A 22566-nucleotide genomic window follows, 5' to 3' on the forward strand; every position below is an offset into this window, starting at 1 on the left:
TTTCGGCCGGATTCTCGCAACAGTTTCACGCTCGGCGGCTAGAGCACCAGCAGCATGCGGGTGTTGCCGAGGATGTTGGGCTTGACGTAGCTCAGGTCGAGGAATTCGGCGACACCGATGTCATACGAGCGGCACATCTCCTCATAGACCTCGGCGGTCACCGGGGTGCCGTCGATCTCGGCGAAACCGTGCCGGCTGAAGAATTCGATCTCGAAGGTCAACACGAACAGCCGCTGCAATTGCAGATCGCGGGCCACCTCGAGCAGGCGGTCGACGATCGCATGGCCGATACCCCGGCCGGTCACGCTCGGGTCGACCGCGACGGTGCGCACCTCGCCGAGGTCCGACCACAACACGTGCAGCGCTCCACAGCCGACCACCTCGCCCTCGTGTTCGGCCACCCAGAACTCCTGCACGGCCTCGTACAGCGTCACCAGGTTCTTTTCCAGCAAAATCTTGCCGGCGTAGGTGTCGACGAGTCGCTTGATCGCCGGCACATCGGAGGTCCGTGCGCGCCGGACGGCCGGCCGGTAGGCGCGTGGACCCCCCACTGCGTTCACGGGTGCAGAGTATCGGTTTCGGCCCATCCGAGGGGCAACCGATATTCTGATGCCGTGACGGGGCAGCCTCAAACCGGTCCGATGGTCCGGCGTGTGCGCGTCACCAACCTCGCCAACATGCTCACGCTGCTGCGTCTGGTGTTGGTTCCGGTCTTCCTGTTGGCGCTGTTTGCCGGGGATGGACACGAAACCCCCAGCCGCATCGTGGCTTTCGTGATTTTCGCGGTAGCGGTCATCACCGATCGCTTCGACGGCGCGCTGGCCCGCAACTACGGGATGGTGACCGAATTCGGCACGATGGCCGACCCGATTGCCGACAAGACGCTTATCGGAGCGGCGCTGATCGGGCTGGCGATGCTCGGCGACCTGCCGTGGTGGGTCACCGTGCTGATCTTGGTGCGCGAGGTCGGCATCACCGTGCTGCGGTTCGCCGTGCTGCGCCGCGGCGTCATTCCCGCCAGTCGCGGTGGCAAGCTGAAGACGCTCGTGCAGGCGGTGGCCATCGGATTGTTCGTGCTGCCGTTGTCCGGATCATGGCTGGTCCTGGCAACGGTGGTGATGGCGATTGCCATCGTGCTGACCGTGGTCACCGGTGTGGACTACGTCGCGTCCGCCGTACGAGACGTCCGGGGACGGTCTGCGCCCTGAGGCGATAGGGCCTGTGCACGGGGAACCAATGCCGACCCGCGTGGCGTTGACCTAGATGACCAGTGTCAATCTGCGTGACCGGACCAAGGAGTGCACAATGCCGCCATTGTTGCGTGAGGTCATCGGCGACGTGCTGCGCCGGGCCCGGACTTCACAAGGCCGCACCCTGCGCGAAGTTTCCGACGTCGCCCGGGTCAGCCTGGGATATCTCTCCGAGGTCGAGCGCGGCCGCAAAGAAGCGTCCAGCGAGTTGCTGAGCGCCATCTGCGATGCGCTGGAGGTGTCGCTGTCGGACCTGCTCGTCGGCGCCGGTGAGCGCCTGGCCCGCCAAGAACACACCACGTCCAGCGCCGCCAACATCGACGCCGACACCTTGGTCGTCATCCCACCGGTGGTCTCGCTGGCCATCGCCTGAGCGTGGCGATCCGGCCGGCGCCGGGCGGTTTCCGCGCCGACATTGTCGAGCGTCTGCGCGCCGAGGGTGTGGCCATCGGCGCCAAGCCGATAAATTGAGCAGCAGGGCTAGCGCACCAGCCCCATCCGGCAGACACGAAAGAAGGCGGAGCTAAACAGATGGCCAATCCGTTCGTCAAAGCGTGGAAGTACGTGATGGCGCTGTTCAACGCGAAGATCGACGAGCACGCCGACCCGAAAGTCCAGATCCAGCAGGCCATCGAGGAAGCGCAGCGCACCCATCAGGCGTTGACGCAGCAGGCCGCCCAAGTGATCGGCAATCAGCGCCAACTCGAGATGCGGCTCAACCGGCAGCTGGCCGACATCGAAAAACTCCAGGTCAACGTACGCCAAGCGCTGACGCTGGCCGACCAGGCCACCGCTGCCGGAGACACCGCCAAGGCCACCGAGTACAACAACGCCGCCGAGGCGTTCGCGGCCCAGTTGGTGACCGCCGAGCAGAGCGTCGAAGACCTCAAGGGCCTGCACGACCAAGCGCTGCAGGCCGCCGCGCAAGCCAAAAAGGCCGTCGAGCAAAACGCGATGGTGCTGCAGCAGAAGATCGCCGAGCGCACCAAGCTGCTCAGCCAGCTCGAACAGGCCAAGATGCAGGAGCAGGTCAGCGCGTCGCTGCGGTCAATGAGCGAACTCGCCGCGCCCGGCAACACCCCCAGCCTTGACGAGGTACGCGACAAGATCGAACGCCGCTACGCCAACGCGCTGGGCGCCGCCGAACTCGCGCAGAACTCGGTGCAGGGCCGCATGCTCGAGGTCGAGCAGGCCGGCGTGCAGATGGCCGGGCATTCGCGGCTGGAGCAGATCCGCGCGTCGATGCGCGGTGACGCGTTACCCGCCGGCGGCAATGCCGCCAGTCCGGGCACACCGGCCGCCGCCGCCGACCCGGCCGCCGCTGAGAAGCCGCTCGGTCAGCAGTAGCCGGGACGGGCGACATGGCGGTGAAATCGGGTCAACGCGTGACGGCAACCGGTCAGTGGCGCACGCTGGTGCAGCGGGGTCTGGACACTGCCGGCGAGTTCTCCGATCTGGTGATGCGCAGGATCAGCGCGGTCACCGACCCGCGAGCGCGACTGCTGCGTCGCCGCCGACGGGCATTGCGCTGGGGTCTGATCTTCAGCGCCGGTTGCGTGTTCTGGGGCGTGGTGACGGCGCTGCTGGCGGCGTGGGGCTGGTTCACGCTGCTGCTGGTGATCACCGGCTCGATCGCCGTGGCGCAGGCGATTCCGGCGACGCTGCTGCTGCTTCGCTACCGGTGGTTGCACGCAGTGCCGCTGCCGGTGCAGCGACCCGGCAGCACCCGCCGGTTGCCGCCGCCCGGCTCGGCCGCACGATCGGCAATGTTTGCCCTGGGTGCCTCCGAACGCGGCTTCTTTTCGCTGCTGGGCGTTATGGAGCGGGGCAACATGTTGCCGCCCGACGAGATACGCGACCTGACTACCGCGGCCAACCAGACCGCGGCGGCCATGGCGGCGACAGCCGCGGAAGTGGTGTCGATGGAGCGGGCGGCGCATTTCACTCCGCAGTCACGCACATACCTAGTGCCCACGATCAACGCGTTCACCGCTCAGTTGGGCACCGGCGTGCGTCAGTACAACGAAATGGTCACCGCTGCAGCACGGTTGGTGTCGGCCGCGAACGGTGACGCTGCGGCGCCCTCGCCGTTGTCCCGGCAGCATTATCGCGAGGAACTGGTCGGCGCGACAGACCGTCTGGTCGGCTGGGCGCAGGCGTTCGACGAACTCGGCGGGTTGCCGCGGGCCTAGATGTCGTGGCTGCGCTGCGGCGCTGACTCGGGCCGCGGGCCGTAGCGCTCGATGTACGCCCGATGGATGTGGGCGTCGCGTTGCCGGGCCCGTTCGTCGACCAGGTCGGGATCGAGATTGTGCATGCGCAGCATGTGGCGGCGCCACACCTTGTTCAGCGCATGCGAGAAATACACGAACGGAATGAGAATCGGCAGCGTCATGCCCGCATGCACGTAGAGCGTCGTCGGGATCAGCCAGAACGGGGCGAGCACCAGCACCGCCGGAACGGCGACCCGGATCATCATCCGGGCAGTGGCACCCTTGCCGGCCAGGTCGTTGCGCACCCAATCGCGCATCGAGCTGGGCAGCGGGTGGCCGTAGCAGTAACGGATGTACTGGATAGCGTTGGGTCGTTCGCGCATTGGACTCGTACCTAGAACGACGCCTTCAGTGACGGCAGCGCCAGGGCCGCCAGACCACGAACCGTCGCTTTCAGCATGTCGTAGAAGTCGAAGTAGTCACGCCACAAGGTGATTTGCCCGTCGTAAACTTCAAACACCCCGCAGACCCAGAACTGCAGTCGCAGCGGGCCGAAGATCAGCGCATCGCTGCGTTCGGTGAGCACGGCGGCGCCGTCGGCGGCGATGCGATGGATCTTCACTTCGAAAGCGGTGCTGCCACCCTCCATCCGCCGGAACAGTTTCATCGCCCGGTGACGGCCGTAGATCGTCGGTAGCCCGACGTTCTGGTACACCAGGTCGTCGGCCAACGCGGCCTCGGCGGTGTCGAAGTCCTCGTCCTGCAACGCGTTCAGGAATGTCTCGACCGTCCGGGTGTTTTCCATCGTCTGCTCGGTCATGGTCACCAGCCTAGATGCGGCCGCTGTGGCAGGGTAGGCCCGTGCGCGTCGCTGTGGTCGCCGGGCCGGATCCCGGGCACTCGTTTCCTGCGATCGCGCTGTGCCAGCGATTCGCTGCGGCGGGTGACACCCCGACTCTGCTCACCGGCACCGAATGGCTCGAGGACGCGCGTGCCGCCGGCGTCGACGCCGTGGAGTTGGTGGGGCTCGATCCGACCGCGGCCGACGACGACCGTGACGCCGGCGCCAAGATTCACCAGCGGGCGGCGCGGATGGCTGTGCTCAATGTTCCGCAGCTGCGGGACCTGGAGCCGGATCTGGTGGTGTCCGATGTCATCACGGCGTGCGGCGGCATGGCCGCTGAGTTGATGGGACTCCCGTGGGTCGAGCTCAACCCGCATCCGCTGTACCTGCCGTCGAAGGGGTTGCCGCCGCTGGGTAGCGGCCTCGCGCCGGGCATCGGGATTCGCGGTCGGCTGCGTGACTCGGTGATGCGGGCGCTGACCGCCCGATCCTGGCGCGAAGGGCTGCGCCAGCGAGCGGCGGTGCGCGCCGAGATCGGTCTGCCGGTCCGCGACCCGGGTCCGTTGCGGCGGCTGATCGCCACGCTGCCCGCATTGGAGGTGCCCCGGCCGGACTGGCCGGCCGAGGCCGTCGTGGTGGGGCCACTGCACTTCGAACCGACCCAGCACGTGTTGCCTGTCCCGCCCGGTTCCGGTCCGGTGGTGGTGGTGGCGCCGTCGACGGCGCTGACCGGAACACAGGGGATGGCCGAGACCGCCCTGGACTGCCTGGTGCCGGGGAAGCAGCTGCCGTCCGGGGCGCGCATCGTTGTCTCGAGGCTGAACGGTCCCGAGTTGACGGTTCCGCCGTACGCCGTGGTGGGGCTGGGCCGTCAGGACGAGCTGTTGGCGCATGCCGACGTGGTGATCTGCGGCGGCGGGCACGGAATGGTGGCCAAGACGCTGCTGGCCGGTGTGCCGCTGGTGGTGGTTCCGGGCGGTGGTGACCAGTGGGAGATGGCCAACCGGGTGGCGCGTCAGGGCAGCGGGCGGGTGATCCGGCCGCTGACTGCCGACGCGTTGGTCGCTGCGGTCGGCGAGGTGCTGTCGACACCGAGCTACCGCGACGCGGCCCGCCGGGCGGCAGCCAGCATCGCCGACGTGGTTGATCCGGTGCGGGTATGCCACGAAGCGCTGGCACACGCTGGGTAAGTTGGACGTCGTGCGTCTCACGGAGTTCAACGAGCTGGTCACTATGCGATTCGGTATTACCTACGGTGCTTCGGTGCTGGCCGACCATGTGCTGAGCGGGTTCGACGGGCGCACCGCCGCACAGGCGATCGAGGACGGCGTGGATCCGCGCGACGTCTGGCGAGCGCTGTGCGTGGACTTCGATGTCCCTCGCGAACAGTGGTGAGCCTTTCGCGGCTGCAGCCGCTGCGCTGAGACGGCATCCAGCGCGGCGGCTGGCTGCATTAGGGCGCTGCCACCGCAGGTTCGATGCCTTCAGCGCAGACTCGATGTGCGCTCGGCGCGCCTCCTTGCTCTCGAACACACGTTCGTTACTGTAATGAGCGTTCGACGACGAGGACTTGTCGGTGGGCTGTTCTAGCGTCACGGCCAACTGACCAAGACCGGTCAACCGAACACCGACTACACCGAGAGGTAGCACCATGGCGCAAATCCCTGACCGCGAGAAAGCCCTCGACCTGGCGATGGCCCAGATCGAGAAGAATTACGGCAAAGGATCGGTGATGCGCCTCGGGGACGAGGTGCGTCAGCCGATATCGGTCATCCCGACCGGATCGATCGCACTGGACGTTGCCCTGGGCATCGGCGGCCTACCGCGCGGTCGCGTCGTCGAGATCTATGGCCCGGAGTCCTCGGGTAAGACCACTGTCGCCCTGCACGCGGTGGCCAACGCCCAGGCCGCCGGCGGTATCGCGGCATTCATCGATGCCGAGCACGCGCTAGACCCCGAGTACGCCAAGAAGTTGGGTGTGGACACCGATTCGCTGCTGGTATCCCAGCCCGACACCGGTGAGCAGGCACTGGAGATCGCCGACATGCTGATCCGCTCCGGCGCGCTGGACATTCTGGTCATCGACTCGGTGGCCGCGCTGGTGCCGCGGGCGGAGATCGAAGGCGAGATGGGGGACAGCCACGTCGGTCTGCAGGCCCGGCTGATGAGCCAGGCACTGCGGAAAATGACTGGCGCGCTCAATAATTCGGGCACCACCGCGATCTTCATCAACCAGCTGCGGGAGAAGATCGGTGTGATGTTCGGGTGTGGATCTTGGTACACCAACGTGACATTGGCCGATGGGTCGACAGAGAAGCTCGGCAAGATCGTCAACCAGAAGATGGATGTCGAGGTTTTGTCCTACGACTTCGAGACTGGCCAAATTGTGCCGCGCAAGGTGACTAACTGGTTCAACAACGGCAAGACGGAAGAGTTCCTGCACTTCAAGGTCGACAGGCCTGGAGGCGGGACTGGGCGCGGCCACGCTAGCTTGGCCATGACTCGGAACCACCTCATCCGAACTCCGGGCGGCTGGCGTGAGGCCGAAGACATTGCCGTCGGTGACCGCGTGATGTTGGCGCAACCGAGCATGCTAAGTGAACAGCAGTGGGAAGTCGTATTGGGATCCTTGATGGGCGACGGATGCCTATCTCGTCCAGTTCGGCAAGATTCGGAAAGCGCCCGATTCCGTATGGGGCATGGAGCAAAACAGTCGGAATACCTTGACTGGAAGGCATCCCTACTCGCGAACATCTCGCACAGTCGCACCGGTAATAACAAGGGAGCGGTATTCGCAGACTTCACTCCGCTTTCTGAACTTCATGAGCTAATGAGCGCGGTTTACCTGGGTGATGGTAAGAAGTTCCTCTCCGAGGAGTACTTGAAGGCACTGACCCCGCTGGCGCTGGCTATCTGGTACATGGACGACGGGTCGTTCAGCCTTCGCTCCAAGGGTCTGCAACAGCGCACTCAAGGCGGAAGCGGGCGAATCGAAATCTGCGTCGAGGCGATGAGCGAAGGATCGCAGACGCGTCTTAGCGACTACTTGCGCGATACCCACGGTCTGGACGTGCGACTGCGCAATGCTGGCGCAAGGGGTAAGGCCGTGATGGTCTTCTCGACACAAGCCACCGCAAAATTCCAGGAGCTCATCGCCCCGTATGTGCACCCGTCGATGGCATACAAGCTCTTGCCGCGCTTCCGTGGTCGGTTCAACGTAGAACCACAGTTTGTTGTACCCACGATGCAACTGATGCCGGCACGTGTCATCGAGATCGAGTCGAAGACGAACTATCAGAAGATGGACCGCTTCGACATCGAGGTCGAAGGTTCGCATAACTACTTCGCCGATGGTGTGATGGTGCACAACTCACCTGAAACAACAACGGGCGGAAAGGCTTTGAAGTTCTACGCTTCAGTTCGCATGGATGTCAGGCGGATTGAGACGCTCAAGGACGGCACCGACGCGGTGGGTAACCGCACCCGGGTCAAGGTCGTCAAGAACAAGGTATCGCCACCGTTCAAGCAGGCGGAGTTCGACATCCTCTACGGCAAGGGCATCAGCCGGGAAGGCTCGCTGATCGACATGGGTGTGGATCAGGGCTTCATCCGTAAGTCCGGCTCCTGGTTCACCTATGAGGGCGAGCAACTCGGTCAGGGCAAGGAGAATGCCCGCAATTTCCTGCTGGAGAACACCGACGTGGCCGCCGAGATCGAGAAGAAGATCAAGGAAAAGCTCGGCATTGGCGCGGTGGTGACCGATGACGAAGTCCTGCCCGCCCCCGTCGACTTCTGACGGGGCGCCGGCCCGCGAAGAGCAGGCGCGGGCGTTGTGCCTGCGCCTGCTCACCGCGAGGTCACGCACCAGGGCCGAACTCGAAGGCCAGCTGGCCAAACGGGGATACCCCGACGATGTGAGCACCACGGTGCTGGACCGGCTAGCCGCCGTCGGCTTGGTCGACGACGCCGACTTCGCCGAACAGTGGGTGCACTCCCGTCGGGCGAACGCCGGAAAGGGCAAGCGCGCGTTGGCCGCTGAGTTGCGCACCAAAGGTGTCGACAAGGACGTGATTACCGCGGTGCTGGACGGCATCAAACCCGCAGCCGAGCGCGATCGGGCCGAACAGTTGGTACGGACCAAACTGCGTCGCGAGCCTTTGAACAACGACGACGACGCACGAGTCAGCCGCAGGCTGGTCGCGATGTTAGCGCGCCGCGGCTACAGCCAAACCATGGCCTATGACGTGGTCAGTACCGAGCTGGCCGCCGAAAGAGAGCGTCGGCGGGTGTAGAGCCTCAGAGGGTTTCGAACTCGATCTGCGGCTGTATGTCGATCTCGGTGCGCAGCGAGTTGGCGATGTAGCACTGTCGATGGGCCACCTCCAGCAGGTGGTGGATCTGCTCGACGGTCGGGCCTGCAGCCACGACGACCCGTGGCCGCAGCGTGATTCGGGTGATGCTGACCGGGTGGTTGTTGTCCGGCATGACGCCTTCGGCGTCATCGTCGTAGGCGAGCACGTCAATTCTTGCGCGCGCTGCCACGGCTAGGAAGGACAGCAGCTGGCACGACGAGGCGGCCATCACCACCAGTTGCTCGGGATTGAGGTGTCCGGGCTGGCCTAGGAATGCGGGGTCCGCCAAGAGCACCAGCGAGTCGCGCGCTGAATCGGCGCTGGCTGTGTGTTCGCGGCGATAGTGCTGGTATCCAAGCCCGGTCGAACCGCTCCATCGGCAGCGGGCGCGGTAGGTGCGTTGGGATGCCTGCATCCGGTCAGCCTGGCATATCGCGCGGAGCGGCCGGTCGAGTGCCGACGCGTCTAGCCGGGCCTCTACCACCGGAGTGACCGGAGCACCTTCCCTGCTACTAGTCGCCGTACCATGGCTCCGTGACTTCGACGCTGGCACCACGCACCGGGCGGACCTATCAGGTCCGCACTTACGGGTGCCAGATGAACGTCCACGACTCGGAGCGGTTGGCGGGGCTGCTGGAGGCGGCCGGCTACCGGCGGGCCCCCGAGGACAGCGACGCCGACGTGGTGGTCTTCAACACCTGCGCGGTGCGGGAAAACGCCGACAACAAGCTGTACGGCAATCTCAGCCACCTGGCCCCGAACAAGCGCAGCAACCCGGATATGCAGATCGCGGTCGGTGGATGCCTGGCCCAGAAGGACCGGGACACGGTGCTCCGCAGGGCGCCGTGGGTCGACGTCGTCTTCGGCACCCACAACATCGGGTCGCTGCCCACGTTGCTCGACCGGGCCCGCCATAACCGGGTCGCCCAGGTGGAAATCGCCGAGGCGTTGCAGGAGTTCCCGTCCAACCTGCCGACCGCTCGTGAATCCGCTTATGCAGCTTGGGTTTCCATTTCGGTGGGTTGCAACAACAGCTGCACGTTCTGCATCGTGCCGTCGCTGCGCGGCAAGGAAGTTGACCGCAGCCCGCACGACATCCTGGCGGAGGTGCGGTCGCTGGTCGCCGACGGCGTGCTGGAAATCACCCTGTTGGGCCAGAACGTCAATGCCTACGGGGTGTCTTTCGCTGATCCCGCGTTGCCCCGCGATCGTGGTGCATTCGCACAGTTGTTGCGCGCATGCGGAGACATCGACGGGCTGGAACGGGTGCGGTTCACCTCACCGCATCCGGCCGAGTTCACCGACGACGTCATCGAGGCGATGGCACAAACCCCCAACGTGTGCCCGGCCCTGCACATGCCGCTGCAGTCCGGCTCCGATCGGATCCTGCGCTCGATGCGGCGCTCCTACCGCGCGCAGCGCTATCTGGGCATCATCGAGCGGGTTCGGGCGGCGATGCCGCACGCGGCCATCACCACCGACCTGATCGTCGGTTTCCCCGGCGAAACCGAAGAGGACTTCACGGCCACCCTCGACGTCGTACGGCAGGCCCGGTTCTCGGCCGCGTTCACCTTCCAGTACTCCAAACGCCCCGGCACCCCGGCCGCCGAACTCGACGGCCAGCTGCCCAAAGCCGTGGTGCAGGAACGCTATGAGCGGCTGGTTGAGTTGCAGGAGCAGATCTCGCTGGAGGAAAACCGCGCCCAGATCGGGCGCAGCGTCGAATTGCTCGTCGCGACCGGCGAAGGCCGCAAAGACAGCCGCACCGCACGGATGAGCGGTCGCGCCCGGGATGGCCGGTTGGTGCATTTTGCGCCGAAAGACCAGCAGGTGCGTCCCGGCGACGTCATCACCACGCTGGTCACCGACGCCGCACCCCACCACCTGATCGCCGACGGCGACATCGTCGCCCACCGCCGCACCCGCGCCGGTGACGCGCAGGCCGCCGGCCAGCGTCCGAGCGGCGTCGGTCTGGGCATGCCCGGCATCGGCCAGTCCGCGCCGGTAGTGACCGGATGCAGCCGATGAACGAGCAGAATCGCGGGGATTTCGAAGCCTACCGAGCAGATTTGGAAGCCGCCGAACGGCGCATCGCCCACGAGATCGACCCGGGCGCAAGGGCTTTGGTAGTAGCGATCTTGGTGGTTGTGCTGGTGGCGTCGTTCATCCTGCCGCACACCGGCCATGTCCGCGGATGGGACGTGCTGTTCGGCGGCGACGACGCGGCGGCCGCCGCGGTGGCGCTGCCGTCGCGGCTGTTCGGCTGGCTGGCGCTGGTGTTCGGCGTCGGGTTCTCGATGCTGGCCTTGGTGACCCGGCGCTGGACGTTGGCCTGGATCGCGCTGGCGGGCTCGGCGGTGGCCAGCGCCGTCGGCCTATTCGCGGTCTGGTCGCGCCAGACCGTGGCCGTGGGGTATCCCGGTCCCGGGGCGGGCCTGATCGTCGCCTGGATCACCGTGATGGCGCTGACGTTTCACTGGGCCCGGGTGGTGTGGTCGCGCACGATTGTGCAGCTGGCGGCCGAGGAGCAGCGCCGTCGCGCGGCCGCGAGCCAGCAAACCCGCACCCTGCTGGAAACTCTGGACGACGAGAAGCCGCCCGAATAGTCAGCGCTGTCAGGACTTCAGCGCATCAGCGGCCGCGTCGGCCCATTGCCGCCACTGCGCGGCGTTCGCCTTGGCCTCTTCGGCCTCCTTGCTGCGGCCCGCCGCCTCGGCCTTTTCCGCTTGGCGTTCGAACTGCTCGGCGCGAGTCCGGAACTGCTCGGCACGGTCTTGGGCCTGCGGGTCGGACCAGTCCGATTCCCCGGCCTCGCGCACCTTCTTCTCGACCGCGCGCAGCCGCCGCTCCAACTCCGCCGACCGCTCTCGCGGCACCCGACCGATCGCGTCCCACTTCTCGGCGATCGACCGCAGCGCCGCCCGCGCCGCGTCGAGGTTGGTGGTGTCAAGCTTTTCGGCCTCGGCCAGCAGCGCTTCCTTGGCGGTGGCGTTCGCTCCCAATTCCGCGTCGCGTTCGGCCGTCGCCGCGTTGCGGGCCTTGAAGAAGGTGTCCTGAGCGGCCTTGAACCGCCGCCACAGTGCATCGTCGACGTCGCGGGCGGCTCGACCGACGCCCTTCCACTCGGTGAGCAACTTGCGGAACGCCGCGCTGGTGGCGCTCCACTCCGTCGATCCGGCCAACTCTTCGGCGCGCTCACACAGCCGTTCTTTGGCGTCGCGAGCCACCGACCGCTCCCGGTCCAGCTCGGCGAAATGCGATCCGCGCCGCCGGTTGAACGTTTCCCGGGCCGTCGAGTAGCGCTTCCACAACGCGTCGTCGGTTTTGCGGTCCAGACCGCCGATCGTCTTCCATTCCTCGAGGATCGCGCGCAACCGGTCACCGGCGGCTTTCCAGTGCGTCGAATTGGCGGCCAACTCCTCGGCTTCGTCGGCCAGCGCCTCCTTGCGGGCGATCTGGGCGGCGCGATGCTCCTCGCGGCGGGCGCGATCCGCGGAGGCGACGGCGTCGGCATGTTCGCAAATGCCCGCCAGCCGGACCACCAACGCATCGACGTCACCGAGCACGCACGCCGTCGGCAATGCCTCAGCCAGCGCGGCGGCGTTGGATTTGATCTTGCGGGCATCCCCGGTGCCGGAGGCCAGTCGCTCCTCCATCAGGGTGACTTCGGTGCTCAGGTCATCGAAGCGCCGGCCGAAATGGGCGAAGGCGGCCTCGGTGTCGCCGGCCTGCCAGGAGCCGACGACTCGCTCACCGGCGGCGCTGACCAGCCATACCGTGCCGTCAGCGTCTACCCGCCCGAACCGGTGCGGGTCGCTGGCCGGCGGCGCGGCGATCGGGGAGGGTCGCGGTGTCGGCCTGGGCCCAGGTCGTGGCCCCGGTCGCGGAACCGGTCTGGACTCAGTGCTGCGGGGCTCTTCCACCATCACCGTCACCTACCCTTCGCGCGGATCCCGCGCACCTGCCGCGCATATTGCGGCGCCGACTGCTGCACCTCGGGAGTGCCCGTGCCCCTCGACGGGTTCCCCAACCAGTATTGAAGCAGCTTGCCAGGCGGCGCGCCCCCACCTTCGCGTTGCCGCCTCGGTGACCGCTCCGTGGGACATGGGCAGGCAATCGGTTCGTGCTGACCGCGGCCCTGGCAGACCCGCGTTTGCATAGCAGATACATAGGCTATGGAGGGTGCGTAATGCCGTACGTTGCGAAGGGGTTCGGCTAATGTTCGCGCGTTGTCCACCGCACTAGAGTGGCGACGGAGTGTGAACGAACAGCATGGAAATGTAACGGCTTCCGGGCCGAATGACGGCCAAGGAGGTCTTTGATGTGGAGGGCTGATCTTGCGATCTTCCTCGCACTGTGCGCCGCGCTGGCATCCGCGCTCGGTGATGTAATCCGTCAGCGTTCCGCTCAGGAGATCACCGACAAGCAGGTCGGTCACCTCGAGTTGTTCCGCATGTCGTTGCGCGACGTGCGCTGGTGGTTGGGCGGCATGGGTGCGGTGGCCAATTACGCGCTGCAAGCCGGCGCGTTGGCTTTGGCCTCGGTGATGTTGGTGACATCTTTGCAGGTGACCGCGCTGCTGTTTGCGTTGCCGATCTACGCGCGAATCACCCACCATCGCGTAACCCGCTGGGAGTGGATGTGGGCGCTGGTACTGGCTTGTGCGCTGGCCCTGGTTGTCAGCGTCGGCGACCCGACCGCCGGTCATTCACGTGCCTCGTTGGGCACCTGGATTGTGGTGGCCATCGTGATGGGCCCAGCGCTGGTGCTGTGTGTGTTGGCGGCGCGGATCTGGTCGCGCGGTCCGGCGGCCGCGGTGCTGCTGGCGGTGGTGGCGGGGTCGTCGTTGGCGGTATTCGCCGTGCTGACCAAGGGTGTCGTGGAACTGCTTGAAGGCGGCATCGGACCGGTGCTGCGGGCGCCCGAGTTCTACGCGTGGATATTGGCGTCGCTGGCCGGGATGATCTTCCAGCAGTCGGCGTTTCGCGCCGGCGCATTGACTGCGTCATTGCCGACGATCACCGTGGCCAAGCCCGTGGTGGCGTCGGCGCTGGGGGTTTTGGTGCTCGAGGAGAGACTGCGGGTCGACGGGCCGGAAATCTTCGTGCTGATCGCGGCGGTCGCGGTGGTGATCACCGCGACGGTGGCGTTGGCCCGCGGCGAGGCCGCCACCATCGCGTCCGGCGCCGGTCGCGACGTGAGAGGCACCTACGAGTCGACGGCGCCCGCATAGCGCCAGCCCTCCGAGACCTCAGGCGCGGTGCGGAGGTTAGTTTGATGGCGTGTTGGGCGCCATCGCGATCATCCCCTCGGCGCCGGTGCTGGTTCCCGAGTTGGCCGGAGCCGCAGGCGCCGAAGTGGCCGATCTGCGGGCCGCGGTGATCGCAGCGGCCGCCGCGCTGCCGCCGCGCTGGATCGCGGTGGGCATGGGCGGCGTCGAGGCCGTCGTCGATGCGTCCGCCGTTGGTACGTTCGCGGGGTTCGGCGCCGAGGTCGTTGTCCGGCTCTCGCCGGGCGACGACCGCGACCCGGTGGCGTTGCCGCTGTGCGCGTTGTTCACCGGCTGGGTACGGGAGCAAGCACAGCCTGACGCCTGCGCCGAGGTGCGGGTGTATCGCGCCGATCTCGACGTCGACGCCGCGCTGGCCGCCGGCCGTCGATTGCGGGACGAGATCGAGCAGGCGCCAGATCCAATCGGCGTCCTGGTCGTCGCCGACGGCGCCCACACCTTGACCGCCGCCGCGCCCGGCGGTTACCGCCCCGGCGACGTCGAGGTGCAGCGGGGGCTGGATGACGCGCTGGCGGGCGGCGACGTGGCCGCCCTGGCCCAACTGCCCGGCCAGGTCGTGGGACGGGTGGCGTTCCAGGTGCTGGCCGGCGTGGCCGAGCCGGCACCACGATCGACCAAAGAGCTCTACCGCGGAGCGCCCTACGGCGTGGGCTACTTCGCCGGTCTCTGGCAGCCGTGAGGCCGCTGGCCGTCGTCGGCCCGACCGGCACCGGCAAGTCGCAGCTGGCGCTCGAGGCCGCCGAGCGACTCGGCGGCGAAATCGTGAATGCCGACGCGATGCAGCTCTACCGCGGGATGGACATCGGCACCGCCAAACTGCCCGCCGCCGAGCGCCGCGGCATACCGCACCATCAGCTCGACGTTCTCGACGTCACCGAGACCGCCACGGTTGCCCGCTACCAGCGCGAGGCGGGCGCCGACGTCGAAGCGATCGCTGCCCGCGGCGCGGTGCCGATCATCGTGGGCGGGTCGATGCTGTACATCCAGTCGCTGCTCGACGATTGGTCGTTCCCGGCGACCGACCCGGCGGTCCGGGCCGGCTGGGAGCAGCGGCTCACCGAGGTAGGGGTGGCCGCGCTGCATGACGAGCTGGCGGCCCGCGACCCGGCGGCGGCGGCGTCGATTCTGCCCACCGACGCCCGCCGTATCGTGCGGGCGCTGGAGGTCGTCGAGCTCACCGGACAACCGTTCGCCGCGTCGGCGCCGAGCATCGGCGCCCCCCGCTGGGACACCGTGATCATTGGATTGGATTGCCCCACCGGCATTCTCGACGAGCGGCTGGCCCGGCGCACCGATGCCATGTTCGCGTCGGGACTGGTCGAGGAGGTCATCGCGCTGCTCGGACAAGGGCTGCGCGCGGGCATCACCGCCGCACGGGCACTGGGCTATGCGCAGGTGATCGCCGACCTCGATGCCGGCGGCAACGGCGAGGGTGCGCGTGAGCCGACGTTTATCGGCACCCGTCGCTATGTACGACGGCAGCGGTCCTGGTTTCGCCGCGACCACCGCATCCACTGGCTAAACGCAACGGCCGGCGACCTCGCGGGTGACGTCGTACAGGCCTGGCGGCACGTATCCTGAGCAGGTGATCTTCTCGAAGGGTCACGGCACGCAGAACGATTTCGTGCTGCTGCCCGACCTCGACGCCGAACTGGCGCTGCGCCCCGCAGCGGTGGCCGCACTCTGCGACCGCCGGCGCGGGCTGGGCGCCGACGGGGTGCTGCGGGTGAGCACCGCGGGCGCGGTGCTGGCTGCCGGCGCGCTGGAGCGGCTGCCCGACGGAGTCAGCGGCGACGACTGGTACATGGACTACCGCAATGCCGACGGTTCCGTCGCCGAGATGTGCGGCAACGGCGTTCGGGTGTTCGCACACTATCTGCGGGCCAGTGGCCTGGAGTCGCGCGACGAGTTCGTCGTCGGGTCACTGGCCGGCCCGCGGCCCATCGTGCTGCACGGGTTCGACGCCACCCACGCCGACGTCACCGTCGACATGGGCAAGGCCAACCGGCTCGGGGCGGGGGAGGCGGTCGTGGGGGGCCGCCGGTTCGGGGGCATCGCCGTCGACGTGGGCAACCCACATCTGGCGTGCGTCGATGAGCAACTGACCACCGAGACGCTGGCGGCACTGGATGTCGGCGCTCCGGTGACCTTCGACGAGGCGCAATTCCCGGATGGGGTCAACGTCGAGGTTCTCACCGCGCCCGCTGACGGCGCGGTCAGCATGCGGGTGCACGAGCGGGGCGTGGGTGAAACCCGCTCCTGCGGCACCGGGACAGTTGCGGCCGCCGTCGCCGCGCTGGCCCACACCGGGACGGCCGGCGGCTCACTGATCGTGCGGGTGCCCGGCGGCGACGTCGTCGTCACCATCACCGAAGCCACCAGTTACCTGCGCGGGCCGTCGGTTCTGGTGGCCCAGGGCGACATCAGCGAGGAATGGTGGCAGGGCGCGCAGCGTTAATTCGGATGCACGTCGCCGATTCGGCGTGCACCATGTGTTATTGCCTATGACATATCCGGAATTTCCCGAAGAGAACACTCCCAGCACGGGTGAGCTTGCGCTCGACGACCGGTCGGCGCTGCGCCGCGTCGCTGGGCTGTCCACCGAACTTGCCGACGTCTCCGAGGTCGAGTACCGGCAGCTGCGCCTCGAGCGTGTCGTGCTGGTCGGCGTGTGGACCGACGGCAGCGCCGCCGACGCCGAGGCCAGCCTCGCCGAGTTGGCGGCGCTCGCCGAAACGGCCGGCTCGCAGGTGCTCGACGGGATGATCCAGCGCCGCGACAAACCGGATGCCTCGACGTACATCGGCTCGGGCAAGGCGCAAGAGCTGCGCGAGGTGGTGCTGGCCACCGGCGCCGACACCGTCATCTGCGACGGCGAGCTGTCCCCGGCTCAGCTGACCGCGTTGGAGAAGGCCGTCAAGGTCAAAGTCGTCGACCGCACCGCGCTGATTCTGGACATCTTCGCTCAGCACGCCACCAGCCGGGAGGGCAAGGCGCAGGTGGCCTTGGCGCAGATGGAATACATGCTGCCTCGACTGCGCGGCTGGGGTGAGTCGATGTCGCGGCAGGCCGGTGGCCGCGCCGGCGGCAGCGGCGGCGGGGTGGGTCTGCGCGGTCCCGGCGAGACCAAGATCGAGACCGACCGGCGCCGCATCCGAGAGCGAATGTCCAAGCTGCGCCGCGACATCAAAGCGATGAAGCAGGTCCGCGATACTCAGCGCAGTCGCCGGCTGGACAGCGACGTTCCGTCCATCGCGATCGTCGGCTACACCAACGCCGGCAAGTCGAGTCTGCTCAACGCGCTGACCGGCGCGGGTGTGCTGGTGCAGGATGCACTGTTCGCCACCCTCGAACCCACCGCCCGCCGCGGAGAATTCGGGGACGGGCGGGCATTCGTGGTCAGCGACACGGTCGGCTTCGTTCGGCATCTGCCCACCCAGCTGGTCGAGGCGTTCCGCTCGACGCTGGAAGAGGTCGTCGACGCCGATCTGCTGGTCCATGTCGTCGACGGTTCCGACGTCAATCCGCTGGCCCAAATCAGCGCGGTGCGCCAGGTGATCTCCGAAGTGATCGCCGATCACGACAGTCGTCCGGCACCCGAACTGCTGGTGGTCAACAAGGTCGACGCCGCAGGCGATTTGGCGCTGGCCAAGCTGCGTCGCGCGCTGCCCGGGGCGATGTTCGTGTCGGCCCGTACCGGAGACGGCGTCGAGGCGCTGCGCCGACGGATGGCCGAACTGGCCGCCCCGACCGATACAGCCGTCGACGTGGTAATCCCTTATGACCGTGGTGATTTGGTGACTCGTGTACACGACGAGGGCAGGGTGCAGCAGGCCGAACACAACGCCGACGGCACCCGGATCAAGGCGCGGGTGCCGGTGGCCTTGGCCGCCAGCTTGACGCAATTTTCGGCGACCTGAGTCACTCCGCGCCGAATGCGGCCGAGCGGGTAGGTGTTTCGTTCGTGCGGTATGCTTGCCCGGAACGTTGGCGTCACGAGGAATGATGCCAATACGTCGTGGAACGCTTTCTCCATCGGCTGCCTGCCGATTAGTGCGCCCCGCACAAGCTCTTCTCGCGGCGATCGATTTTGCCGACCGGCAATCTCGCCAACCTGTGCGCCAGCGCCGCTTGACGTCAATCGTCGCGGCTGCGCCGCACCACCATGCCTGAAAGGCACCCCCAATGACCACATCATTTGCCGACCTTGGCGTGCGCGAACCACTTGCCGGGGCGCTCACCGCCCTCGGTATCACCACGCCATTTCCGATCCAGGTCAACACTCTTCCCGACACCCTCAAGGGCCACGACGTGCTGGGACGAGCCAAGACGGGCAGCGGGAAGACGCTGGCCTTCTCGATTCCGCTGGTGGCCCGGCTCGCCGACCGCAAACGACGCCCGTCGCGGCCGACCGGGCTGGTATTGGCGCCGACCCGCGAACTGGTCAGCCAGATCTGCGCGACGCTCGAGCCGCTGGCGGCGGTCTACGGACTGACGGTCACCCCGATCTTCGGCGGCGTCGCGCAGAGCCGGCAGGTGGCCGCGCTCAACAGCGGTATCGACATCGTGGTGGCCTGCCCCGGCCGGCTCGAAGACTTGATGAAACAGCGTCTGATCAGCCTCGACGCAGTCGAGATCAGCGTGCTCGACGAGGCCGATCACATGGCGGATCTGGGCTTTCTGCCAGGCGTCACCCGCATCCTGGCGGCGACACCGGCCGGCGGTCAGCGGCTGCTGTTCTCCGCGACCCTCGACAACGGGGTCGACAAGCTGGTCCGGCGCTTTCTGCGAAACCCGGTGTCGCATTCCGTCGATGAGATCAGCGCGCCACCCGCGGCGATGACACACCATGTGTTCCACGTCACGGGAACCGAGGCGAAAAAAGAGCTGGTGCACCGGCTGGCGTCCGGCACCGGTCGCCGCATTCTTTTCATGCGCACCAAACACCAAGCCCGCAAGCTTGCCAGGCAGCTCACCGAATCTGGCGTGCCAGCGGTCGACCTGCATGGCAACCTCTCGCAGCCCGCGCGGGACCGTAACCTCGCCGCATTCACCGCGGGTGAGGCGCGTGTGCTGGTCGCCACCGACATCGCCGCTCGTGGGGTGCACGTCGACGGCGTCGAACTGGTGGTGCACGTGGACCCACCGGCGGAGCACAAGGCCTACCTGCACCGCTCGGGTCGCACGGCGCGGGCCGGCAGCGCGGGCCACGTGGTCACCGTCGTATTGCCCGAGCAACGCAAAGACACCCGGCTGCTGCTGCGCAAGGCCGGAATCACCGTCACGCCTCAACAGGTGGCGGCCGACTCCGCGTCGGTGCAGGCACTCGCCGGCGAGGTTGCGCCGTTGCGGCGGCCCGCCGCCAAGGATGCGCCGCCCGCGGGTGCTCCCACGGATGGCCGCCCGGGGCGGCGATCCCGGCGCGCTCGAGAACAACGACGCGGTGGCGAACACGGTCATCCCCGGCAGCGCAGTCGCCGCGACGCTGGCACTCCGCGCGCCGAGGCCCGGCGCAGAGCTGTCCGCCAGCAGCCAACCGCTCGGTGATCCTTGCTTACTCGACGTCGTAGACGTCAGTATCGGCTGTTTCGATGATCCGTTGTGCCAGCTGCGCTTTCAGCGCGTCGAGTCGGTGCTCCTGCTCGGGTGTGCGATCCTGACTGCGGGCCAGGTCGACGAACTCGTCGGTGACAAACCCATCACGCAACAGCAGGGTCACGGTGCTGTCATTGATGCTCACCTCGAAGACGAAGTCCTCCAGCAATCGGCCCCGGTCGGATCTGACCAGCGTGCGGTCGACGACGTAGCGCCCGTCGGAGACAGCGCGCGTCACTGCCTCGAAACCATCGCGAGCACCGGGGCCTCGAAACGCCGTGCGGATCACGATCGATCGCCGCGGGGGTAGCCCATCAGTGCACAGGACGGCAAATGCGCGCCGCATCACTTTGAACGCGGTGGCCACGCCGGCCGGCGAGTACGGCCCGGCGTAACGCAGCATGTCGGCGAACGAGAACTCCAGCGTCTGTCCGCGTTCGTGTACCCGGATCATCTCGGCCATTCGCCGAGGGTAGGCCGGCGCGGTCCAACCAACCACCCGGTTGGTATATCTTGGGCGGCAGAGTCCCCATTCGCCGGAGGTTGATCCATGGGTAGCGCCGTCAAGTACCAGCGCACGTTGTTTGAGCCCGAGCACGAATTGTTCCGCGAGTCCTTCCGGGCTTTCCTCGATCGCCACGTCGCGCCGCATCACGACGAGTGGGAGCAGGCCAAGATCGTCGACCGCGGGGTCTGGCTGGAAGCCGGCAAGCAGGGGTTTTTGGGCATGGCGGTACCGGAGGAGTACGGCGGCGGTGGCAACCCCGACTTCCGCTACAACACGATCATCGTCGAGGAAATCACCGCGGGCCGCTACAGCGGGATCGGATTCGGTCTGCACAACGATGTGGTGGCACCGTATCTGCTGCGGTTGGCCACCGAGGAGCAGAAGCAGCGCTGGCTGCCCAAGTTCTGCACCGGCGAACTGATCACCGCTATCGCGATGACCGAGCCCGGCACCGGCAGTGATCTGCAGGGCATCAAGACCCGCGCGGTCAAGCAGGGTGACCACTACGTGCTGAACGGGTCGAAGACGTTCATCACCAACGGCATCAACTCCGATCTGGTGATCGTGGTGGCGCAGACCGATCCCGACAAGGGTTCGCAAGGCTTCTCGCTGCTGGTCGTCGAACGCGGTATGGAGGGCTTCGAGCGCGGCCGGCACCTCGACAAGATCGGCCTGGACGCCCAGGACACCGCCGAGCTGTCGTTCACCGACGTCAAGGTTCCCGCGGAGAACCTGCTCGGCAAGGAGGGCATGGGCTTCATCTACCTGATGCAGAATTTGCCACAGGAACGGATTTCGATCGCGATCACCGCGGCTGCTGCCATGGAGGCGGTGTTGGCGCAAACCGTGCAATATGCCAAGGAGCGCAAGGCTTTTGGTCGATCGATCGGAAGCTTTCAAAACAGCCGATTCCTGCTCGCAGAACTAGCTACGGAAACCACCGTCGTTCGAATCATGGTCGACGAGTTCATCCGTTTGCACCTCGACGAGAAACTGACGGCCGAGCAGGCAGCGATGGCCAAGTGGTACTCCACCGAAAAGCAGGTGAATTTGATCGACCGCTGCCTGCAGCTGCACGGCGGCTATGGGTACATGCGTGAATATCCCGTCGCGCGTGCCTATCTCGATTCCAGGGTGCAGACCATCTACGGCGGCACCACCGAGATCATGAAGGAGATCATCGGCCGCGGCCTCGGGGTCTAGCCGTTGGTGTGCGCGTCGTGCGCGTGATGGGCGCGCTGCAGCAGATCCATCAATTCGTCCTCGTTGCGGATCTTGGCCCGATATTTCATCGGGAGCGCCCGGATCTGATTTTCTTCGCTGACGAGCCGGTCGAAGATCTTCCTCCGCTCGGCGGGGTCGATGGCGTAGTGCCGGTCGAGGTACTCGGTCGCATGCCGACGTGCGCCGGCGACGGCGTTTTGGGCCCGCCCTCGCGCCGACAGTAACGAGGCCGCGGTCGTGATGACCAGGATGACGATGATGACCGTCAACGACGCGGCCGTGCTCACCTCGGCGACGGGAATCGGCTTGCCGCCGTGGATAAACGGAACGCTGTTCTGGTGCAGCGCCTGCAGCATCAGCTTCACGCCGATGAAGCCCAGAATGGCGGCCAGGCCATAGGACAGGTAGATCAGCCGGTCCAGCAGCCCATCGATGAGGAAGTAGAGCTGGCGCAGTCCCAGCAGCGAAAGCGCTGTGGCGGTGAATATCAGGTACACGTTCTCAGTGAGGCCGAACAGCGCCGGGATGGAGTCGAACGCAAACAACAAGTCCGCGCCGCCCAGGGCGACCATCACCACCAGCAGCGGTGTCATGACCCGTTTGCCGTTGTCGTTGATGAACAATCGGTCGCCGTCGTAGCTGTCGGAGGTGCGCAGGAACCGTTTGGCGACACGGATGATCACCGTGTCGGCGGTGCGGCCCTCCGATTCCGACGGCTTGACCAAACCGGCCGCCGTGATCAACAGGACAATGCCGAACAGGTAAAACGCCCAATCGAAGATCGTGATGAATGCCGCGCCGACAAAGATGAATCCGGTACGGGCCACCAATGCGATCACGATGCCGAACAACACCGCCTTTTGCTGGGCCGCCCGGGGTACGGCGAAGCTCGCGATGATCACCAGAAACACGAAAAGGTTGTCGACCGAGAGCGCTTCGTTGCTCAAGTAGCAGGCGAAATATTCCACGGCCGGCGCGATGCCGCCGACGATCAACACACCGGCGCCGAACACAATCGCGATACCGGTATAGATCGCCGACCAGATGGCCGCCTCACGCAGCGTCGGTACATGTGCGCTGCGGACATGGAAGTAGTAATCGAACAACGTCAAGCCGGCGAGTACGACGACTGTCAGCGCCCAAATCAGCCCGGAAACTCCCATGTCCGATGCATTTCCTCCCCGCGCGTTGCTCGGCCGCCCGTTCCGGCACGGTAACGCACCGACGGTTGGTGCGCACTCGACCATCCACGACACGCACGCGTTCGGGGGGCATTTAGACATCGGCTGG

Annotated in this window: 24 protein-coding genes; 17 read left to right on the forward strand and 7 right to left on the reverse strand. The window is 66.6% G+C overall.

Features of this window, described 5'->3' with window-relative positions; genetic code table 11:
* Window positions 1–38: 38 nt before the first annotated feature.
* Window positions 39–551, reverse strand: coding sequence for an amino-acid N-acetyltransferase (locus tag AC5Y49_RS08215; RefSeq protein WP_499886337.1), 513 nt, complete (start codon window positions 549–551; stop codon window positions 39–41).
* Window positions 552–614: 63 nt separating this feature from the next.
* On the opposite strand from AC5Y49_RS08215, the gene pgsA reads away from it, so the two are divergent.
* The 4 genes from pgsA (at window position 615) to pspM (ending at window position 3442) form a co-directional block, all read left to right on the forward strand.
* Window positions 615–1208 (forward strand): CDP-diacylglycerol--glycerol-3-phosphate 3-phosphatidyltransferase, encoded by a 594-nt coding sequence (gene pgsA / locus AC5Y49_RS08220; RefSeq protein WP_499885774.1) that lies wholly within the window; start codon window positions 615–617, stop codon window positions 1206–1208.
* A 97-nt stretch (window positions 1209–1305) separates the two neighbouring features.
* Window positions 1306–1623, forward strand: coding sequence for a transcriptional regulator ClgR (gene clgR, locus AC5Y49_RS08225; RefSeq protein ID WP_499886339.1), 318 nt, complete (start codon window positions 1306–1308; stop codon window positions 1621–1623).
* Window positions 1624–1781: 158 nt separating this feature from the next.
* Window positions 1782–2597 (forward strand): phage shock protein PspA, encoded by an 816-nt coding sequence (gene pspA, locus AC5Y49_RS08230; RefSeq protein WP_499885776.1) that lies wholly within the window; start codon window positions 1782–1784, stop codon window positions 2595–2597.
* Window positions 2598–2611: 14 nt separating this feature from the next.
* Entirely contained in the window at window positions 2612–3442 is an 831-nt protein-coding gene (pspM, locus tag AC5Y49_RS08235; protein ID WP_499885778.1) for a phage shock envelope stress response protein PspM, read from the forward strand.
* On the opposite strand, the gene AC5Y49_RS08240 is transcribed toward pspM, so the two are convergent.
* Both AC5Y49_RS08240 and AC5Y49_RS08245 read right to left on the reverse strand, forming a co-directional pair.
* Complete coding sequence (locus AC5Y49_RS08240; RefSeq protein ID WP_499885781.1) at window positions 3439–3846, reverse strand: DUF5313 domain-containing protein; 408 nt, start codon at window positions 3844–3846, stop codon at window positions 3439–3441. The two genes, pspM and AC5Y49_RS08240, sit on opposite strands and share 4 nt — an antisense overlap.
* 11 nt (window positions 3847–3857) lie before the next feature.
* Window positions 3858–4283, reverse strand: coding sequence for a limonene-1,2-epoxide hydrolase (locus AC5Y49_RS08245; RefSeq protein WP_499885783.1), 426 nt, complete (start codon window positions 4281–4283; stop codon window positions 3858–3860).
* A 41-nt stretch (window positions 4284–4324) separates the two neighbouring features.
* Here AC5Y49_RS08245 and AC5Y49_RS08250 point away from each other — a divergent pair, with 41 nt between their 5' ends.
* From AC5Y49_RS08250 to recX, 4 genes are all read left to right on the forward strand, one after another.
* Window positions 4325–5497 (forward strand): glycosyltransferase, encoded by a 1173-nt coding sequence (locus AC5Y49_RS08250; protein ID WP_499885785.1) that lies wholly within the window; start codon window positions 4325–4327, stop codon window positions 5495–5497.
* A 10-nt stretch (window positions 5498–5507) separates the two neighbouring features.
* Window positions 5508–5702 (forward strand): DUF3046 domain-containing protein, encoded by a 195-nt coding sequence (locus tag AC5Y49_RS08255; RefSeq protein ID WP_499885787.1) that lies wholly within the window; start codon window positions 5508–5510, stop codon window positions 5700–5702.
* Window positions 5703–5958: 256 nt separating this feature from the next.
* Entirely contained in the window at window positions 5959–8103 is a 2145-nt protein-coding gene (gene recA, locus AC5Y49_RS08260; RefSeq protein ID WP_499885790.1) for an intein-containing recombinase RecA, read from the forward strand.
* A complete protein-coding gene (gene recX / locus AC5Y49_RS08265) occupies window positions 8069–8599 on the forward strand; it encodes a recombination regulator RecX (protein ID WP_499885792.1) in 531 nt (176 codons plus the stop codon). The genes recA and recX overlap by 35 nt, the downstream gene beginning before the upstream one ends.
* Window positions 8600–8603: 4 nt before the next feature.
* Here recX and AC5Y49_RS08270 read toward each other — a convergent pair whose 3' ends face one another.
* Window positions 8604–9074 carry an OsmC family protein gene (locus AC5Y49_RS08270; RefSeq protein ID WP_499885794.1) on the reverse strand — a complete coding sequence of 157 codons (471 nt, stop codon included), beginning with the start codon at window positions 9072–9074 and terminating at the stop codon, window positions 8604–8606.
* A gap of 119 nt (window positions 9075–9193) precedes the next feature.
* On the opposite strand from AC5Y49_RS08270, the gene miaB reads away from it, so the two are divergent.
* Entirely contained in the window at window positions 9194–10687 is a 1494-nt protein-coding gene (miaB, locus tag AC5Y49_RS08275; RefSeq protein ID WP_499885796.1) for a tRNA (N6-isopentenyl adenosine(37)-C2)-methylthiotransferase MiaB, read from the forward strand.
* Window positions 10684–11265 carry an Rv2732c family membrane protein gene (locus tag AC5Y49_RS08280; protein ID WP_499885798.1) on the forward strand — a complete coding sequence of 194 codons (582 nt, stop codon included), beginning with the start codon at window positions 10684–10686 and terminating at the stop codon, window positions 11263–11265. Before miaB ends, AC5Y49_RS08280 begins: the two co-directional genes overlap by 4 nt.
* Before the next feature lie 9 nt (window positions 11266–11274).
* On the opposite strand, the gene AC5Y49_RS08285 is transcribed toward AC5Y49_RS08280, so the two are convergent.
* On the reverse strand, window positions 11275–12585 hold the full coding sequence (locus AC5Y49_RS08285; RefSeq protein WP_499885800.1) for a DUF349 domain-containing protein: 1311 nt from the start codon (window positions 12583–12585) through the stop codon (window positions 11275–11277).
* 395 nt (window positions 12586–12980) lie between these two features.
* On the opposite strand from AC5Y49_RS08285, the gene AC5Y49_RS08290 reads away from it, so the two are divergent.
* The 6 genes from AC5Y49_RS08290 to AC5Y49_RS08315 all read left to right on the forward strand — a co-directional run bounded on the left by AC5Y49_RS08290 (window position 12981) and on the right by AC5Y49_RS08315 (window position 19496).
* Window positions 12981–13892: a DMT family transporter gene (locus AC5Y49_RS08290; RefSeq protein WP_499885802.1), complete on the forward strand. Its 912-nt coding sequence runs from the start codon at window positions 12981–12983 to the stop codon at window positions 13890–13892.
* A 49-nt stretch (window positions 13893–13941) separates the two neighbouring features.
* Complete coding sequence (locus AC5Y49_RS08295; protein WP_499885803.1) at window positions 13942–14628, forward strand: class III extradiol ring-cleavage dioxygenase family protein; 687 nt, start codon at window positions 13942–13944, stop codon at window positions 14626–14628.
* Entirely contained in the window at window positions 14625–15530 is a 906-nt protein-coding gene (gene miaA / locus AC5Y49_RS08300; RefSeq protein ID WP_499885805.1) for a tRNA (adenosine(37)-N6)-dimethylallyltransferase MiaA, read from the forward strand. Before AC5Y49_RS08295 ends, miaA begins: the two co-directional genes overlap by 4 nt.
* A 4-nt stretch (window positions 15531–15534) precedes the next feature.
* Window positions 15535–16407, forward strand: a complete 873-nt coding sequence (dapF, locus tag AC5Y49_RS08305; RefSeq protein ID WP_499885807.1) for a diaminopimelate epimerase — start codon at window positions 15535–15537, stop codon at window positions 16405–16407.
* 46 nt (window positions 16408–16453) lie between these two features.
* Complete coding sequence (gene hflX, locus AC5Y49_RS08310; RefSeq protein ID WP_499885811.1) at window positions 16454–17869, forward strand: GTPase HflX; 1416 nt, start codon at window positions 16454–16456, stop codon at window positions 17867–17869.
* 265 nt (window positions 17870–18134) lie between these two features.
* Window positions 18135–19496 carry a DEAD/DEAH box helicase gene (locus AC5Y49_RS08315; protein ID WP_499885814.1) on the forward strand — a complete coding sequence of 454 codons (1362 nt, stop codon included), beginning with the start codon at window positions 18135–18137 and terminating at the stop codon, window positions 19494–19496.
* Window positions 19497–19503: 7 nt separating this feature from the next.
* Here the strand turns inward: AC5Y49_RS08315 and AC5Y49_RS08320 are convergent, their stop codons facing one another.
* Complete coding sequence (locus AC5Y49_RS08320) at window positions 19504–20007, reverse strand: hypothetical protein (protein ID WP_499885818.1); 504 nt, start codon at window positions 20005–20007, stop codon at window positions 19504–19506.
* 87 nt (window positions 20008–20094) lie between these two features.
* Between AC5Y49_RS08320 and AC5Y49_RS08325 the strand changes: the two genes are divergently transcribed.
* The gene (locus AC5Y49_RS08325; protein ID WP_499885821.1) at window positions 20095–21255 is read left to right on the forward strand and encodes an acyl-CoA dehydrogenase family protein; all 1161 of its coding nucleotides are present in this window, start codon (window positions 20095–20097) and stop codon (window positions 21253–21255) included.
* Here AC5Y49_RS08325 and AC5Y49_RS08330 read toward each other — a convergent pair.
* Window positions 21252–22439, reverse strand: coding sequence for a TerC/Alx family metal homeostasis membrane protein (locus tag AC5Y49_RS08330; RefSeq protein WP_499885823.1), 1188 nt, complete (start codon window positions 22437–22439; stop codon window positions 21252–21254). The genes AC5Y49_RS08325 and AC5Y49_RS08330 overlap by 4 nt on opposite strands.
* Window positions 22440–22566: the final 127 nt, after the last annotated feature.

The organism is Mycobacterium sp. NGS62 (assembly GCF_059812285.1).